The organism is Clavibacter capsici, assembly GCF_001280205.1.
Taxonomy (GTDB): Bacteria; Actinomycetota; Actinomycetes; order Actinomycetales; family Microbacteriaceae; genus Clavibacter; species Clavibacter capsici.
Genome location: NZ_CP012573.1, coordinates 974,312 through 990,795 on the forward strand (window position 1 = coordinate 974,312; position 16,484 = coordinate 990,795).

The 16,484-nt window shown below is 75.6% G+C and carries 14 protein-coding genes; 12 read left to right on the top strand and 2 right to left on the bottom strand.

Translation table 11 applies throughout. The features are described 5' to 3' along the window. Positions 1 to 156 precede the first annotated feature (156 nt). The 5 genes from manA to AES38_RS04705 all read left to right on the top strand — a co-directional run bounded on the left by manA (position 157) and on the right by AES38_RS04705 (position 7,610). Complete coding sequence (gene manA, locus AES38_RS04685; RefSeq protein WP_053773999.1) at positions 157 to 1,473, top strand: mannose-6-phosphate isomerase, class I; 1,317 nt, start codon at positions 157 to 159, stop codon at positions 1,471 to 1,473. A gap of 34 nt (positions 1,474 to 1,507) precedes the next feature. Beyond that, positions 1,508 to 2,476: a UDP-glucose 4-epimerase GalE gene (galE, locus tag AES38_RS04690; protein WP_053774000.1), complete on the top strand. Its 969-nt coding sequence runs from the start codon at positions 1,508 to 1,510 to the stop codon at positions 2,474 to 2,476. A 150-nt stretch (positions 2,477 to 2,626) separates the two neighbouring features. Continuing rightward, entirely contained in the window at positions 2,627 to 2,944 is a 318-nt protein-coding gene (locus AES38_RS04695) for a WhiB family transcriptional regulator (RefSeq protein WP_053774001.1), read from the top strand. A gap of 93 nt (positions 2,945 to 3,037) precedes the next feature. Next, complete coding sequence (locus AES38_RS04700) at positions 3,038 to 6,094, top strand: glycosyltransferase family 2 protein (protein WP_053774002.1); 3,057 nt, start codon at positions 3,038 to 3,040, stop codon at positions 6,092 to 6,094. Further along, positions 6,081 to 7,610 (top strand): DUF5719 family protein, encoded by a 1,530-nt coding sequence (locus AES38_RS04705; RefSeq protein WP_053774003.1) that lies wholly within the window; start codon positions 6,081 to 6,083, stop codon positions 7,608 to 7,610. The genes AES38_RS04700 and AES38_RS04705 overlap by 14 nt, the downstream gene beginning before the upstream one ends. A 63-nt stretch (positions 7,611 to 7,673) precedes the next feature. Here the strand turns inward: AES38_RS04705 and AES38_RS04710 are convergent, their stop codons facing one another. Next, a complete protein-coding gene (locus AES38_RS04710) occupies positions 7,674 to 8,117 on the bottom strand; it encodes a metallopeptidase family protein (protein ID WP_043669982.1) in 444 nt (147 codons plus the stop codon). A gap of 46 nt (positions 8,118 to 8,163) precedes the next feature. Between AES38_RS04710 and AES38_RS04715 the strand changes: the two genes are divergently transcribed. The 6 genes from AES38_RS04715 to ahcY all read left to right on the top strand — a co-directional run bounded on the left by AES38_RS04715 (position 8,164) and on the right by ahcY (position 14,476). Continuing rightward, positions 8,164 to 8,385 carry a DUF3499 family protein gene (locus tag AES38_RS04715; protein ID WP_015489735.1) on the top strand — a complete coding sequence of 74 codons (222 nt, stop codon included), beginning with the start codon at positions 8,164 to 8,166 and terminating at the stop codon, positions 8,383 to 8,385. Continuing rightward, entirely contained in the window at positions 8,382 to 9,809 is a 1,428-nt protein-coding gene (locus AES38_RS04720) for a phosphomannomutase/phosphoglucomutase (protein ID WP_053774004.1), read from the top strand. Before AES38_RS04715 ends, AES38_RS04720 begins: the two co-directional genes overlap by 4 nt. Positions 9,810 to 9,958: 149 nt before the next feature. Continuing rightward, positions 9,959 to 10,240, top strand: a complete 282-nt coding sequence (locus tag AES38_RS04725; RefSeq protein WP_015489737.1) for a metal-sensitive transcriptional regulator — start codon at positions 9,959 to 9,961, stop codon at positions 10,238 to 10,240. A gap of 43 nt (positions 10,241 to 10,283) precedes the next feature. Next, positions 10,284 to 10,499, top strand: coding sequence for a heavy-metal-associated domain-containing protein (locus AES38_RS04730; protein ID WP_053774005.1), 216 nt, complete (start codon positions 10,284 to 10,286; stop codon positions 10,497 to 10,499). A gap of 1 nt (position 10,500) precedes the next feature. Beyond that, a complete protein-coding gene (locus AES38_RS04735) occupies positions 10,501 to 12,918 on the top strand; it encodes a heavy metal translocating P-type ATPase (protein ID WP_053774006.1) in 2,418 nt (805 codons plus the stop codon). 73 nt (positions 12,919 to 12,991) lie between these two features. Further along, a complete protein-coding gene (ahcY, locus tag AES38_RS04740) occupies positions 12,992 to 14,476 on the top strand; it encodes an adenosylhomocysteinase (protein ID WP_053774007.1) in 1,485 nt (494 codons plus the stop codon). An 85-nt stretch (positions 14,477 to 14,561) separates the two neighbouring features. Here the strand turns inward: ahcY and AES38_RS04745 are convergent, their stop codons facing one another. After that, positions 14,562 to 15,431 carry an RDD family protein gene (locus AES38_RS04745; protein WP_053774008.1) on the bottom strand — a complete coding sequence of 290 codons (870 nt, stop codon included), beginning with the start codon at positions 15,429 to 15,431 and terminating at the stop codon, positions 14,562 to 14,564. A 16-nt stretch (positions 15,432 to 15,447) separates the two neighbouring features. On the opposite strand from AES38_RS04745, the gene AES38_RS04750 reads away from it, so the two are divergent. Then, a complete protein-coding gene (locus AES38_RS04750; protein ID WP_053774009.1) occupies positions 15,448 to 16,443 on the top strand; it encodes a stage II sporulation protein M in 996 nt (331 codons plus the stop codon). Positions 16,444 to 16,484 lie beyond the last annotated feature (41 nt).

Here is a 16,484-nt window from a genome sequence, read left to right on the forward strand (position 1 = left end):
ATTGCGGTTCGTCGGCGCCCTCGGGGACGGACGCCTGCGGGCGAGCCTAGGTCGGCGTCCGGGCGGCCCCGCCATCGGTTGGTACTTTGGTCGCGTCCGGACAGGACGCGCGCCCCCGGGCGTTGTAGGTAGCCGCCAAGCCCGACAGGATCGCCCGTGTTCACTGCCCTCGCCAACACCCCCCGCGACTACGCCTGGGGGTCGACGACCGCCATCGCCGAGCTGCTCGGCCGGGAGCCGTCGGGAGGGCCGGAGGCCGAGCTGTGGTTCGGCGCGCACGGCGGGTCGCCGACCCGCGTGGTCGACCCGGCGACGGTCGGCGGCGCGCGGACGCTGGCCGAGTGGATCCAGCAGGACCCGGCGACCACGCTCGGCCCGCTCGCGGACGGCCTCCGCCCGGGCGACGGCCCCGGCCTCCCGTTCCTCCTCAAGGTGCTCGCGGCGGGCGGCCCGCTGTCGCTGCAGGCGCACCCCGACCTGCATCGCGCGCGCCTCGGCTTCCGCGACGAGGAGGACCGCGGGATCCCGATCGACGCCCCGCATCGCAACTACAAGGACCCGCTGCACAAGCCCGAGCTGGTCTACGCGCTGAGCGACGAGTTCCACGCGCTCTGCGGCTTCCGCCCGCTCGCGGAGGTGCGGCAGGTCTTCACGCTGCTGCTCACCCTCGACGCGTCCGGGCCCGACTCCGACCCGGCCGTGATCCGGTCCGTCCTCACGCGCCTCACGGGCTCCGAGGCGGACGTCCTGCGGGACGTCTTCGCCTTCCTCATGGGCGGCGGATCCGAGGTGCGCCGCCTCGTCGACCGCGTGACCCTGCTCGCGAGCCTCGCCTCCGACCGGCAGTGCCGCGAGTTCTCGACCGAGATGCGCACGGTGCGGGAGCTCGCCGACGCGTACCCGGGCGACCCCGGCATCGTCACCTCGCTGCTGCTCAACCGCGTGACGCTGCGCCGCGGCGAGGCGCTCTACCTGCCCGCGGGCAACATCCACGCGTACCTGCACGGCCTCGGGATCGAGCTGATGGCCGCGTCCGACAACGTGCTGCGCGGCGGCCTCACGCCGAAGCACGTGGACGTGCCCGAGCTCCTCGACGTGCTCGAGTTCCAGGCGCTGCCCGTGCCGTACCTCGAGCCCGAGCACGCCGCGCCGGGCGTCGAGCTCTACCGCCCGGACGTGCCGGACTTCCTGCTCGCGCGGATCGCCCCGGCCACGCGCGACGCGGTGGACGGCGACGCGGGCGCGAGCGTCGTGACGGTCGACGGGCCGGCGATCGTGCTGTGCACCTCGGGCGAGGTGACGCTCCGCGGCGAGGTCTCGTCGGTCGTCGTCGGCCGCGGCGACGCCGTGTTCGTCACGCCCGACGAGGGCCGGCTCGTCGTCACGGGGGAGGGCGAGGCGTTCCTCGCGACCACGCCGGCGCCCGACTCCGGCGACTCCGACGGGGACGACCGGGACGCCGCCGCCGCGTGATCGGCACCCTCCGCGCCGTCGATAGGGTGGCCGCATGACATGGTTGGTCACCGGCGGCGCCGGGTACATCGGTTCGCACATCGTCTCCGCGTTCGCGCGGGCGGGCATCGACACGGTCGTCCTCGACGACCTCTCGAGCGGCCACGAGGCGTTCGTCCCCGAGGGCGTGCCGTTCCACCGCGGATCCGTCCTCGACCGCGAGCTGCTGGCCCGCGTCCTCGGGTCGGGCGACATCACGGGCGTCGTCCACGTGGCCGGCTACAAGTACGCCGGCGTCTCCGTGCAGCGCCCCCTCCACACCTACGAGCAGAACGTGACCGCCACGGCCGTGCTCCTCGAGGAGATGGAGCGGGCCGGCGTCGACAGGATCGTGTTCTCGTCGTCCGCCGCCGTCTACGGCACCCCGGACGTCGACCTCGTGGACGAGCGGACGCCGCGCGCGCCCGAGTCCCCCTACGGCGAGTCCAAGCTCATCGGCGAGTGGCTGCTCCGCGACCAGGGCATCGCGACGGGACTGCGCCACGCCTCGCTCCGCTACTTCAACGTCGTGGGATCCGGCGAGGAGGGGTACTTCGACACGAGCCCCCACAACCTCTTCCCGCTGGTCTTCGACGCGCTGCTCGACGGCCGCACGCCGCGGATCAACGGCGGCGACTACCCGACGCCGGACGGCACGTGCGTGCGCGACTACATCCACGTCGTCGACCTGGCCGCGTCCCACGTCGCGGCCGCGCGGCGCCTCGACGCGGGCGAGCCCGTCGAGCCGGTCTACTGCCTCGGCAGCGGCGCGGGGGTCAGCGTCCGCGAGATCATGACGGCCATCGCGTCCGCCACGGGCATCGCGTTCGAGCCGGAGGTGCGCGACCGTCGCCCCGGCGACCCGGCCCGCATCGTCGCGTCCGGCGAGCTCGCCGCGCGGGACATCGACTGGGCCATGCGGCACACGCTGGACGACATGGTCCGGAGCGCGTGGGAGGCCCGCCAGGCCGGCAGCCGCGCCTAGCGCCGCGGGCGAGCGGCGGCGCGTCGCAACCCTCGAGGAGCGGCTGAGGGTTTACCCTCTGCGGCTTGACTCGACGGAGTTACACCGGTGTAATTATGACGATGAGCTGGGGCCGGCCGGGTGCCCCTTGCCGCGTGGGGAGATCGTGACATGGCACTACCTGAGTACCACTCCGGAGTCCCCGACGACTGGTTCGTCGACCCCGTCCGACTCGGGGTCCCGGGCGTCCGCAGCGTCGACGACGGCAACCCGCTCGCCTGGCAGGCCGACTCGCTCTGCGCGCAGACCGACCCCGAGGCGTTCTTCCCCGAGAAGGGCGGATCCACCCGCGACGCGAAGAAGATCTGCGCCTCGTGCGAGGTGCGCAGCGAGTGCCTCGAGTACGCGCTGGAGAACGACGAGCGCTTCGGCATCTGGGGCGGCCTCTCCGAGCGCGAGCGCCGCAAGCTCCGCAAGCGCGCGGTCTGACCCGCGCGCCGCGCCGGCCGAGGCGCGGGCCTTCCGGCGCGCCGCCCGGCTACGGCGGATCCCCATCACGCACCACGTAGGGTCTCCCCTGTCATGCAGCCACGAGTAACCGCGATCCTCGTCGCCCACGAGGGCGCGCAGTTCCTCGACCGGACCCTCCAGGCCCTCGCCGCGCAGACCCGGCGACCCGACCAGGTGGTCGCGGTCGACCTCGGATCCCGCGACGGATCCGCCGCCCTCCTCGCCGCGTCCGAGCCGACCCGCATGGTCCAGGCGCCCGCGCGGATGACCTTCGGGCAGGCCGTCGACCAGGCCGTGCGCGTCATCCCCGCGCCGGAGGGCGACCACGAGCTCCTCTGGCTGCTCTCGGCCGACAACGCCCCCGCGCCCGACGCCCTCGAGCGCCTGCTCGCCGCGATCGAGGCGTCGCCCAGCGTCGCGGTCGCCGGTCCGAAGCTCATGGAGTGGGAGCACCCCGGCTACATCCACGAGCTCGGGAGCACGCTGACCACGCTCGGTGCGGCCGTCCCCGTCGTCGACGTCGAGCTCGACCAGGCGCAGTACGACGAGATGAGCGACGTGCTCGGCGTGGCCGCGGGCGGCATGCTCGTGCGCCATCGCCTCTGGGACGAGCTCGGCGGCTTCGACGACGCGCTGCCCGTCATCGACGACGCCCTCGACCTCTGCGTCCGCGCCCGCCTCGCCGGCCACCGCGTCGTCGTCGTCCCGGCCGCGCGCGTCGCCTCCGCGGGGGACGCCGCGCCCGGCACGGCGTTCCTCGGCCGCCGCACCCCGCGGCACCGGCGCCGCCGCCTGCGCCGCCAGGCCCAGCTCCACCGCCGGCTCGCCTACGCGCCCCCGGCCGCCGTCCCGTTCCACTGGCTCTCGCTCGTCCCGCTCGCGATCCTGCGCGCCCTGCTGCAGCTGCTCCGCAAGCGGCCCACCGCCGCACCCGGCGAGATCGGCGCGGCCGTCCGCGTCGCCGTCGCGCCCGGCCGGATCCGCGCGAGCCGCCGCCGTCTGGCCGCCGCGCGCACGGCGCCGTGGTCGAGCATCGCGTCGCTCCGCCAGCCGCTCGCGGTCGGCCGCCGGCGGCGCTCGCTCGCCCGCGAGCAGTACCGCGTCGAGCACATGGGCGTCTCCGACGGCGTCGAGTTCCTCGCCACGGGCGGCGGCTGGACCGTGCTCGCGGCGCTCCTCGTGTCCGCGGTCATGTGGCTGCCGCGCCTCACCGGATCCGCGCTCACGGGCGGGCAGCTCCTGCCGCTCGGGCCGGGCGCGGGCGCGCTGTGGGCGCAGGTCGGCATCGGGGTGCGCGGGGACGGCGCCGGTCCCGTCGCGCCCTCCGACCCGTTCGCGTACGTGCTGGCCGTGCTGGGCAGCGTCACCGCGTGGGATCCGTCGCTGGCGGTCCTCGCCCTCTTCGTCGCCGCCCTGCCCCTCGCCGCCCTCGCCGCGTGGCTGTGCGCCGCCCAGCTGACCCGGAACGCCTGGCTCCGCGGGCTCGCCGCGCTCGCGTGGACCCTCGCTCCCACCTTCCTCGTGGCCCTCGGCGACGGGCGCCTGCCTGCCGTCCTCGCGCACCTGCTCCTGCCGTGGCTCGCGCTGGCGGTGCTGCGGGCCCCGCGCTCGTGGTCGGCCTCCGCCGTCGCGGGGATCCTCATGGCCGCCGTCGGGGCATCGGCCCCCTCGCTGGTGCCCGCCGTCCTCGTGCTCTGGCTCGTCGCCACGATCCGGGCCGGCCGCCGCGCGGGACGGCTCGTGACGATCCCCGTGCCGCTCCTCGCGCTGGTCGCGCCGCTCATCGCGTACCGCGTCATGCAGGGCCAGCCGCTCTCCCTGCTCGCCGACCCCGCCGTCCCCGCGGGCTTCACCCCCGCCGCCGTGCCGGGCCTCGCGCTCGGCTTCCCGACCTCGGGCCTCGGCGGCTGGACCGCCGTCGTCGACGGCCTCGGGCTGGGGCTGCCCGGGTGGGTGCCGCTGGTCGTCGTCGCCGTGCTGGTCGCGCCGCTCGTGCTCGGCGCCGTGGTCGCGCTCTTCCTGCGGGGGTCGCACCGCGCCGCGCTCGCGCTCGGCGTGACGGTGCTCGGCTTCGCGACCGCCGTGCTGGCCGCCCGCACCGCCGTGCAGTCGACGGGGGCCGACGTGGTGGCCGTGTGGCCCGGATCCGGCCTCAGCCTGCTCTGGCTCGGGCTCGCGGGGGCCCTCGTGCTGGGCTTCGCGACGCTCGGCCGCCGCTCGGTGGCGCCCGGCCTCGTGGCCGCGACCGCCCTCGTGGTCCTCGCGCTCCCGCTCGTCTCGGCGTCCGTCGCCGGATCCACGGCCGTGCGCGCCGCCGAGGAGAGCGCCCTGCCCGGCCTCGTCGTCGCGGAGGCGGCCACGGATCCCGCGGTCGGCACGCTCGTGCTCCGCGCGGGGGACGACGGGTCGCTCGCCGCCGACGTCGAGCGGGGCGCGGGCCGCACGCTGGAGCGGGTCTCCACGGTCGACACCGCCATCGGACCGCTCACCGACACGCAGACGCGGGTCGCCGAGCTCGCCGGCAACATCTCCTCCCGCTCCGGCCTCGACGCCACCGACGACCTCCGGGGCCTCGGCGTCAGCTACGTCCTCCTGGCGCCTCCCGCCGGTGCCGCCGACGCTGCCCTGCACGACCGCGCCCGGTCCGCCCTCGACGACGACCCGGTCTTCACGGCCGTCGGCCAGACCGAGGCCGGGCTGCTCTGGCGCTTCGTGGGCAGCGAGGACCTCCAGGCGCAGGTGGCGGGGCCCGGGAACCTGGACGACCCGGGCCGCGTCGGCGTGCTCGCGGCGCAGGCGCTCGTCTTCGCGCTCACGCTGCTGCTCGCGATCCCGACCGGCGGCCTCGCCGCGCGGAGCCGCCCGCTGCCCGCCTACCGCGAGGCCGTCGTCGGCCCGGACGCGCGGCCCGCGGACGCGGACGAGCCGCGGCCCGAGCACGACGACCGCGGCACGCCCGCCTACCCCGACGAGCCCACCGGGGGCTCCGTGGAGGAGGCCGCGTTCGGCGACATCCCGCAGGCGGGGGAGCGGCGCGCCGGGGACGGCGACGCCCCCGTCGCGGACGGGCCCGACGCCGACGCCGGCACCCACGACGACGACCGCAGGAGGACAGATGGCCAGGCGTGACGCCGTGCGCATCGCGACGCGCGTGACCACCGGGATCGTCGGCGTCGCCGTGCTCGGGGTCGTCGTGACCGGCGCGCTCCTCCTCCCTCCCGCCTCCGACGCGGGCACCGCCCCCTCGGTGCTCGTGACCCCCGTCGCGACCGACCAGCAGCGCGTCTGCCCCGGCTCGGTCCTCCGGCCGCCCGAGGCGGAAGCGACGTCCACCACGGCCGCCGTCGCCTCCGGCAGCGCGGCCACGACGAGCGGATCCGCGACCAGCGGCTCCGCGGGCGGCGGCCCCGGCGTCCGCACCTCGCGGATCCAGGCGCCCGACGTCCAGGGCGGGGCGTCGACCGAGCCCTCGGTGCTCGCCGTCGCGGGCGACGTCGACGGCGCCCCGACCGACCTCGCGGGCGCCTCCTCCGAGGTCGCCACCGCGTCCGACCTCGCGGGCCTCGCGGCGGCTTCGTGCGCCGAGGCCACCGCCGACTCGTGGCTGGTCGGCGGCGCCACCACGACGGGCCGCACCACCTTCGTCGTGCTCGACAACCCGTCCGGCGTCTCCTCGACCGTCGACCTCGCCATCTCGGGCGAGGAGGGGGCCGTGAGCGCGCCCGGGGCGAGCGGCATCACCGTGCCGGCCGGCACCCGCCGCGTGCTCAGCCTCGCGGGCCTCGCGCCGGACCTCGCGTCACCGGCCGTGCACGTCCGGAGCCGCGGCGGCCAGGTCGTCGCGCGCCTCGAGCAGAGCACCGTGCGCGGGCTCCTCGCGGGCGGGGTCGACTGGATCGGCCCGGCCGCCGCGCCCGCCACCGCGCTCGCCATGACGGGCCTCCGCATCGACTCGCAGTCCGCGCCCGCCGCCCCGGCCGCGCCCGCCGAGGGCGAGGGCGAGGGCGCCCCGGCCGAGGACGGCGGCTCGGCGCCCGGAGCGGGATCCGACCCCGGCACCGACCCCGACCGCGAGACGGCCGTGCGGATCCTCGTCCCCGGCTCCGAGGACGCCGACGTGAGCGTCAGCGTCGCCCCCGAGGAGGGCACCGACGGCACCGGCACGACCTTCACGGTGCAGGCCGACGCCGGCCGCACCACCGACCTGCCCGTCGCCGACCTCCCCGACGGCCGCTACTCCGTCACCGTCCAGAGCTCGGTGCCCGTCACGGCCGCCGTGCGCAGCGTGTCCGGCGCGGCCGAGGGCGGGGCGACCGACTTCGCCTGGCTGCCGTCCGCGGAGCCGCTCACGCGCGACGCGCTCGTCTCCGTGCCCGCCGGTCCGGCGCCCCTGCTGCACATCCGGAACGCGGGGGACGCCGCCGCCTCGGTGACCGCGCGGCCCACCGACGGGTCCGAGCCGGTCGTGCTCGACGTGCCCGCCGGATCCGCCGCCTCGGTCGCCGTGACCGCGGGGCGCACCTACCTGCTCGAGGGCGCGACCGGCCTCACGGCGACCGTGACCCTGGCCGAGCCCGGCCGGTCGGCGGCGCTGCCCGTCGTGCCGGTGCTGCCGGCCGCGGACCCGCTGCGCGTCCACCCCTGACCCCGGCCCGCCGACGTCGCCTCTCGCGCGCTCGGACACCTGACGGGCGCGAGGGATCCGCGGCTAGTGCGGGTCGTACCTGTCGGGCGCCAGGTCCCACGGGTCCTTGTCGAGCAGCTCGGCGACCGCGCGGAAGACGCAGCCCTCCACGAGCGCCCGCTGGTGGTGCTCGTCGTCCTCGTGCAGGTGCGCGAGGCGCTCGATGGGGAGGCGGTAGAAGATGACGCGGCGCTCGTCGGGGAGCACCGTCCACCGGTCGATGCCGTCCCGCTCGCTGTTCTCCGCGGGCAGGGCGGCGACCTCGAACGACACGCGCGCGAGCTCGTCGGGCCAGAGGCCGCGCAGGTACTCGGCCGTGGACGCGACGATCTCGTCGAAGAGGTCGGCGCGCGTGCGGAGGACGGGCAGCTCCGGCCCGGTGACGGGGGAGCGCAGGCCGCGACCGTGCCGATCCCGCCACGAGCCGCGGATGGAGACGTGGCCTCCCCGGCGGCGCGATCGTGGCATGGCCCCATCGTACGGCCCTCGGCGTCGGCGGTAGTGTGGGCGCGACATGACGAACAGGCCCTGCTCCCGCGTCGGCTGCACCGGCGGCGCCACGACCACCCTCACCTACGTCTACGCGGACTCCATGGCCGTCCTCGGTCCCCTCAGCCACGACTCCGAGCCCCACAGCTACGACCTGTGCGACCGGCACGCGGCCCGTCTCTCGGCCCCGCAGGGCTGGCAGATCGTCCGGCACGGCGTGCTCGGTGAGGTAGGTTTCGGAGCATGACGACGACTGCCGCCGAGACGCTGACCGCCATCGTGAAGACCTACGACGTGCGAGGTCTCGTCGGCAGCCAGCTGACCGAGGAGCTCGTCACGGCCCTCGGCGCGGGCTTCGTCGACGAGCTCGGCGCCGCCGGCCGCGAGATCGTCGTCGGCCACGACATGCGCGACTCCTCGCCGTCGTTCGCGCAGGCGTTCGCCCGCGGTGCCACCGCACGCGGCGGGGACGTCCTCCTCATCGGCCTGTGCTCGACCGACGAGACGTACTTCGCCTCCGGATCCCTCGACGCCCCCGCGGTCATGTTCACCGCGAGCCACAACCCGGCCACCTACAACGGCCTCAAGTTCTCCCGCGCGGGCGCCCAGGGCATCAGCCTCGACACGGGCCTCGCCGCCATCCGCGACCGCGCGATCGGCTTCCTCACGGACGGCATCGCGCCCGTTGAGCCCGCGGGCGAGGTGCGCGAGCGCGACGTCCTCGCCGACTACGCCGGCTACCTCCGCCAGCTCGTCGACCTCTCCGGCATCCGCCCGCTGCGCGTCGTCGTGGACGCGGGCAACGGCATGGGCGGCATGACCGTCCCTGCCGTGCTCGGCACCGCGGCCGGCCTCCCCGAGCTGCCCATCGAGGTCATCCCGCTCTACTTCGAGCTCGACGGCACGTTCCCGAACCACGAGGCGAACCCGCTCGAGCCCGCCAACCTGGTCGACCTGCAGAAGGCCGTCGTCGAGCACGGCGCCGACCTCGGCCTCGCGTTCGACGGCGACGCCGACCGCTGCTTCGTGGTGGACGAGAAGGGCCAGGCGGTCACGCCCAGCGCCGTCGCCGCCATCGTCGCGCTCCGCGAGATCTCCCGCGTGAGGGCGCAGGCGCCGCAGGGCGAGGTGACCGTGCTGCACAACCTCATCACCTCGCGCATCGTGCCCGAGACGATCGAGGCGGCGGGCGCCACGGCCGTCCGCACGCGCGTCGGCCACTCGCTCATCAAGGACCAGATGGCCGCCACGGGCGCCGTATTCGGCGGCGAGCACTCCGCCCACTACTACTTCCGCGACTTCTGGGGCGCCGACAACGGCATGCTCGCCGCGATGCACCTGCTCGCCGAGTTCGGCCAGACCGACGGCCTCATGTCCGACCTCTCCGCGCGCTACACGCCGTACGCGCTGTCGGGCGAGATCAACAGCACGGTCGACGACGTGCCCGCCGCGTACGAGCGCATCGTCGAGGCCTTCCGCGGCCGCGGCGAGTTCGACGAGTTCGACGGCCTCACGGTCGACGGCCCGGTCGACGCCGACGGCGCGTTCTGGTGGTTCAGCGTCCGCCCCTCGAACACCGAGCCGCTGCTGCGCCTCAACGTCGAGGCGTCCACCGAGGAGCGCATGGCCGCCCTCCGCGACGAGCTCCTGGGGCTGATCCGCGGAGCCTGACCCCGTCGCCCGCCCGGCCCCGACGCCGCGTCCCTCCTCGAGGGGCGCGGCGTCGTCGTGCGCGGGGCGCACGCGCGGGACGGATACCCCCAGGGGGTTCCCTTGTGTACCCCCTGGGGGTATCGTGGATCCCGAGGGAAGGGGCCGCGATGGTCGGGTACAGCGAGGGCAAGGACGACATCCTCAAGCGGCTGCGGCGCGCGGAGGGCCAGGTGCGCGGGATCGAGCGCATGGTCGAGTCCGACACGTACTGCATCGACGTGCTCACGCAGGTCTCCGCCGTCACGCGCGCCATGGAGACCGTCGCCCTCAAGCTGCTCGACGACCACCTCGCCCACTGCCTCGCGGAGGCGGCCCGCGAGGGCGGACAGGTCGCGGACGACAAGGTGCGCGAGGCCTCCGCGGCCATCGCGCGGCTCGTCCGGTCCTGATCCGCGCGACCCGCGCCCCCGCACCCACCGACAAGGAGACCCCATGACCACCACCGCGTTCCCCGTCACCGGCATGACCTGCGCGCACTGCGTCCGGAGCGTCACCGAGGAGGTCGGCGAGCTGCCGGGCGTCTCGTCCGTCGCCGTCGACCTCGTCGTGGGCGGCGCGTCCACCGTCACCGTCGAGAGCGACCGGCCGCTCGACCCCGCGGCCGTCCGCGCCGCGGTCGACGAGGCCGGCTACGTCGCGGAGGTCTGACATGGCCGACCCCGCATCCGGATCCGCGCCCGCCGCGGAGCCCGTCGCCGCCCCGGCCGAGGACGGCACCGTGCTCACGCGCGTCGACCTCGACGTGCAGGGCATGACGTGCGCCTCGTGCGCGATGCGCATCGAGCGGAAGCTCGGCCGGATGCCCGGGGTCGAGGCCGCCGTCAACTACGCGACCCACCGCGCGCGCGTGCAGCTGCCCGCGGGCACGAGCGTCGAGGACGCGATCCGCACCATCGAGCGCACGGGGTACCGCGCGTCCGAGCGCGCCGCGTGGGGGAGCGGGGCGGCGGATGCCGCTCCCGCGCCGGCTCCCGCGCCCGCCGAGGTCGAGGCTGCCCGCGTCCGTCCGACCGCGCCCCAGGCCCCCGCCTCGGATCCGGCGCACGCCGCGGATCCCGCGCAGCCCGCCCGCCGCGACGCCGTCCCCGCCCGCCGCCCCGACGCCGACGAGCTCGCGCTCCGGCAGCGGCTCGTGGTCTCCGCGGCGCTGACCGTGCCCGTCTTCCTCATGGCGATGATCCCCGCGCTCCAGTTCGACGACTGGCAGTGGCTCTCGCTCGCGCTCGCCGCGCCCGTCGCGGTGTGGGGCGCGTGGCCCTTCCACCGCTCGGCGGCCGTCAGCGCGCGCCACGGCGGCGTCGGCATGGACACGCTCGTGAGCATCGGCGTCGCGGCCGCGTTCCTGTGGTCGCTCTACGCGCTCTTCCTCGGCGACGCGGGCGAGCCCGGCATGCGCATGACCATGAGCCTCGTCTCCGAGCTCGGCGGCGGATCCGGCGACGTCTACCTCGAGGTCGCCGCCGCCGTCACCGTCTTCCTCCTCGGCGGCCGCTACCTGGAGGCGCGGGCCGCCCGCGCGTCCGGCGCCGCCCTGGCCGCGCTCCTCGACCTCGCCGCCAAGGACGTCGCGGTCGTCCGCGACGGCGTCGAGCGGCGGATCCCCATCGGCGACCTCGGCGTCGACGAGGAGTTCGTCGTGCGGCCGGGCGAGCGCATCGCGACCGACGGCGTGGTCGTCGACGGATCCAGCGCCGTCGACCGGTCGCTCCTCACGGGCGAGTCGCTGCCCGAGGAGGTCGGGCCGGGCGACGAGGTGACGGGCGCGACCCTCAACGCCGGCGGCCGCCTCCTCGTGCGCGCCACGCGCGTGGGGGAGGAGACCCGGCTCGCGCGCATGGCCGCCCTCGTGGAGGAGGCGCAGACCGGCAAGGCCCGGATCCAGCGCCTCGCCGACCGCGTCTCCGCCGTCTTCGTGCCCGTCGTGCTCGTGCTCGCGCTGGCCACACTCGTCGCGTGGCTGCTGCTCGGCTTCCCGCCCGAGACCGCGTTCACCGCCGCCGTGGCGACGCTGATCATCGCCTGCCCGTGCGCCCTCGGGCTCGCGACGCCGACCGCGCTCCTCGTGGGCACGGGCCGCGGCGCGCAGCTCGGGATCCTCATCACCGGGCCCGAGGTGCTGGAGTCGACCCGCCGCATCGACACCGTGCTGCTCGACAAGACCGGCACCGTCACGACGGGCGTCATGGCGCTCGTGCGGGCGGTCCCCGCGGCGGGCGTCGACGCCGACGAGCTCGTGCGCGTCGCCGCCGCCCTCGAGGCGCGCAGCGAGCACCCGGTGGCGCGCGCCGTCGTCGAGGCCGCGGGCGCCGGATCCCTGCCCGCCGTCGAGGGCTTCGTCGCCACCGCGGGCCTCGGCGTGCACGGCGTGGTGGACGGCCGCGCGGTCGCGGTCGGCCGCCCGTCGTGGCTCGCGGAGCAGTGGGCCGCGGAGCCCGACCATGCGCTCGCCGAGGCGCTCCGGGAGGCCGAGGCGGCCGGATCCACCGTCGTCGCGGTCGCGTGGGACGGCGCCGTCACGGGCGTCCTCGCCGTGGCCGACGCGGTCAAGCCGACGAGCGCCGAGGCCGTCCGCCGGATCCGCGCGCTCGGGCTCCGCCCCGTCCTCCTCACGGGCGACACCGCCGGCGCCGCGCACCGGGTCGCCGCCGAGGTCGGCATCGACGAGGTGATCGCGGGCGTGCTCCCCGAGGGCAAGCTCGACGCGGTGCGCCGGCTCCAGGCGGAGGGCCGCGTGGTCGCGATGGTCGGCGACGGCGTGAACGACGCCGCGGCGCTCGCGCAGGCGGACCTCGGCATCGCGATGGGCACGGGCACCGACGCGGCGATCGAGGCGGGCGACATCACGATCGTCCGCGGCGACCTCGTGCTGGTCGCCGACGCCGTGCGCCTCGCCCGCCGCACGCTCGGCACCATCCGCGGCAACCTGTTCTGGGCCTTCGCCTACAACGCGGCCGCGATCCCCGTCGCCATGCTGGGGCTCCTCAACCCGCTCGTCGCGGGGCTCGCCATGGCGCTGTCGTCGGTGTTCGTCGTCACGAACAGCCTGCGCCTGCGGTCCTTCCGCTAGCCGGCCGGGGTCCGCCCGCCGCCCGCCCGTCATCCATGGGCGGGCGTCACGCGGCGGATGCGAGACTGGACGCATGACCCTGCTCCCGGAAGCCACGTCCACCGCTCTGCCCTTCCGCGTCGCCGACCTCTCCCTCGCGGAGTCCGGACGCCACCAGATCCGCCTCGCCGAGAACGAGATGCCCGGCCTCATGGCCCTCCGCGAGGAGTTCGGCGCGTCGCAGCCGCTCGCGGGCGCGCGCATCGCCGGATCCATCCACATGACCGTGCAGACGGCCGTGCTCATCGAGACCCTCACCGCCCTCGGCGCGCAGGTGCGCTGGGCGAGCTGCAACATCTTCTCCACGCAGGACGAGGCCGCCGCGGCGGTCGCCGTCGGCGCGGGGACCCCGGACGCGCCCGCGGGCGTGCCGGTCTTCGCCTGGAAGGGCGAGACGCTCGAGGAGTACTGGTGGTGCACCGAGCAGATCTTCGACTGGTCGGGCGAGGCGCAGGCCGCCGGCGCCGACTGGACGGGCCCGAACATGATCCTCGACGACGGCGGCGACGCCTCGCTCCTCGTGCACAAGGGCCGCGAGTACGAGCTCGCGGGCGTCGTGCCCGAGACGCCGGAGGACGCGAGCCACGAGTACCGCGTCATCCTCGACACGCTCCGCCGCAGCGTCGCCGCCTCCACCGACCGCTGGACGCGCGTCGCCGCCGACATCCAGGGCGTCACGGAGGAGACCACCACGGGCGTCCACCGCCTGTACGAGCTGGCGCGCGACGGGGAGCTGCTGTTCCCGGCCATCAACGTCAACGACTCGGTCACCAAGAGCAAGTTCGACAACAAGTACGGCATCCGCCACTCGCTCCCCGACGGCCTGAACCGCGCCACCGACGTCCTCATCGGCGGCAAGGTCGCGTTCGTCGTCGGCTACGGCGACGTGGGCAAGGGCGCGGCCGAGGCGCTGCGCGGCCAGGGCGCGCGCGTCATCGTCTCCGAGGTCGACCCCATCTGCGCGCTCCAGGCGGCGATGGACGGCTACCAGGTCGCGCGCCTCGAGTCGGTCATCGAGCAGGTCGACATCCTCGTCACCGGCACGGGCAACGTCGACGTCGTCCGCGTCGAGCACATCGAGCGGATGAAGCACCAGGCGATCATCGCCAACGTCGGCCACTTCGACAACGAGATCGACATGGCCGGCCTCGAGCGCCTCCCGGGCGTGGAGAAGGTCGAGATCAAGCCGCAGGTGCACGAGTGGCGCCTCCCGAACGGCCGCAGCGTGCTGGTGCTCTCCGAGGGCCGCCTGATGAACCTCGGCAACGCCACCGGCCACCCGTCGTTCGTGATGAGCAACTCGTTCACGAACCAGGTGCTCGCGCAGATCGAGCTGTGGGTGCGCAACGAGCAGTACCCGATCGGCGTCTACGTCCTGCCGAAGCACCTCGACGAGAAGGTCGCCCGCCTGCACCTCGACGCGCTCGGCGTGGAGCTCACCGAGCTGCGCCCCGAGCAGGCCGCCTACATCGGCGTCCAGGTCGAGGGCCCGTACAAGGTGGACCACTACCGGTACTGATCCGCGCGGCACCGCCCGACGCCGTCCGTCCCTCCGCGGTGCGGGCGGCGTCGTCGTGTCCGGGGCGTCCGGGGTTCGGGTCGCGTCAGGCAGGGGTGGATCCGCCGCGCGCCGGGAAGCCGTGCGGCAGCCCCGCGAGGATCGGCTCGAGCGCCGCCAAGCGGTCGCGCTCGAGCATCAGGGCGCGGTGCTCGCGCTCCCGGCGGACGGCGCCCACGGCCGTGACGAACGACTCGGCGTCGGCGGTCGGCAGCGGCGACACGTGCGCCGCGACCTCGTCGGCGAGCTCGGCGGCCAGGCGCGCGCGGGAGGTCGGGGTCATGGCCGCGCGCTGCGTCAGGAACCGCGCGAGGCGGCGGCCGAGGGCGTCGGGCAGGCGGCCGACGTCGGCCTCGGATGCCCACGCGGCGAGGTGCGGCGGCACGGGCGGCAGCGGCTGCGGGTAGGCGGGCACGCGCTCGTGCTGCGAGCGGGTGCCGGCCACGAGGTCGCCGAGGCGCTGGGCGCGTGGGCTCAGGAGCCCCACGAGCGCGGCGAGGCCGCCGAGCGTGAGGTAGGTCTCGAGGATCCCGACGAGCGCCCGCGCGACCGCGTGCCGGAGGCCGATGCCCCCGCCGTCGGCCCGCACGATGCGCGCGCCGACGGCCCAGCGTCCGAGCGACCGCCCGCGGGTCGCGGTCTCCACGATCACGGGCAGCACGACGATCGACAGCACCAGGGCCGCGATGGCGCACGCCGCGGCGGAGGACTCGTCGAGCAGCCCGGCGCCGGCGAGCCACAGGATGCCGAGGGCCAGCAGACCGGCGACGACGAGGGACGCGGCCACGTCGATCGCGGCGCCCGCTGCCCTCAGCACGAAGCCCGCGGGACGGACGTCGAGGGCGACGGCCTCGCCCACCACGAGCGCGTCGGGGACGTCCGAGAGCGTCGGGTCGTGCGCGTCGGCGGCCGCCATGCATATAGTCAAGCAGATGGACCTCGACGCCTACACCGCCGCCCACCGGGACGACTGGGACCGGCTCGCCCGCCTCGGTGGCCGGCGCCGGCTCACCGGACCCGAGGCCGACGAGCTCGTCGACCGGTACCAGGCGGGTGCGGCCGAGCTGTCCGCGATCCAGGCGGCGGCCGGATCCACCGCGCAGGGCGACCGGCTCTCCGTCGCGCTCTCCCGGGCGCGCATGCGCTTCACGGGGCAGACGACGAACGTGGCGTCGCGCATCCCCGCCTTCTTCGCGGTCGACCTGCCGGCGGCGCTGTACCGGATCCGCTGGCTGACGCTCGCCGTGGCCCTCGCGACGGTGGCGATCATGGCGCTCTACGCCACCTGGATCCTCCGCGACCCCGCCATGATCGCGAGCCTCGGCAGCGACGCCGACCTGCGGAGGTACGTCGAGGACGACTTCGTCGACTACTACAGCTCGAACCCCGCGGCCTCGTTCACGGGCCAGGTCTGGACGAACAACGCGTGGATCGCGGCGCAGTGCGTGGCCTTCGGGATCACAGGGCTCTGGGTGCCGTACGTCATCCTGCAGAACGCGCAGGGCCTCGGGACGACCACCGCGGTCATGTTCCACTACGGCGAGGGCGGCACGTTCTTCTCCTACATCCTCCCGCACGGCCTGCTCGAGCTCACGGCGATCTTCGTCGCGGCCGCGGCCGGCCTCCGCATCTCGTGGGCGTGGATCGCGCCCGGCGCCCGCACCCGCGGCCAGGCGCTCGCCGAGGACGGGCGCGCGCTCATCACGGTCGCGATGGGGCTCGTGCTGGTGCTGCTCGTCTCCGGGATCATCGAGGGCTTCGTCACGCCGCAGCCGTGGCCCGTGCCGCTGAAGATCGCGATCGGCGCGGTGGCGCTCGCCGCGTTCCTCGCCTACATGGTGGTCGTCGGCGGCCGGGCGGTGCGCGCGGGCGCGACGGGCGACCTCGACGAGTTCGAGGCGGGCGGACGGCGGATCGTCGCGGGCTGAGCCCGTCCGGATCCGCCGGCCGCCCGCCTCGCGGGTCGTGC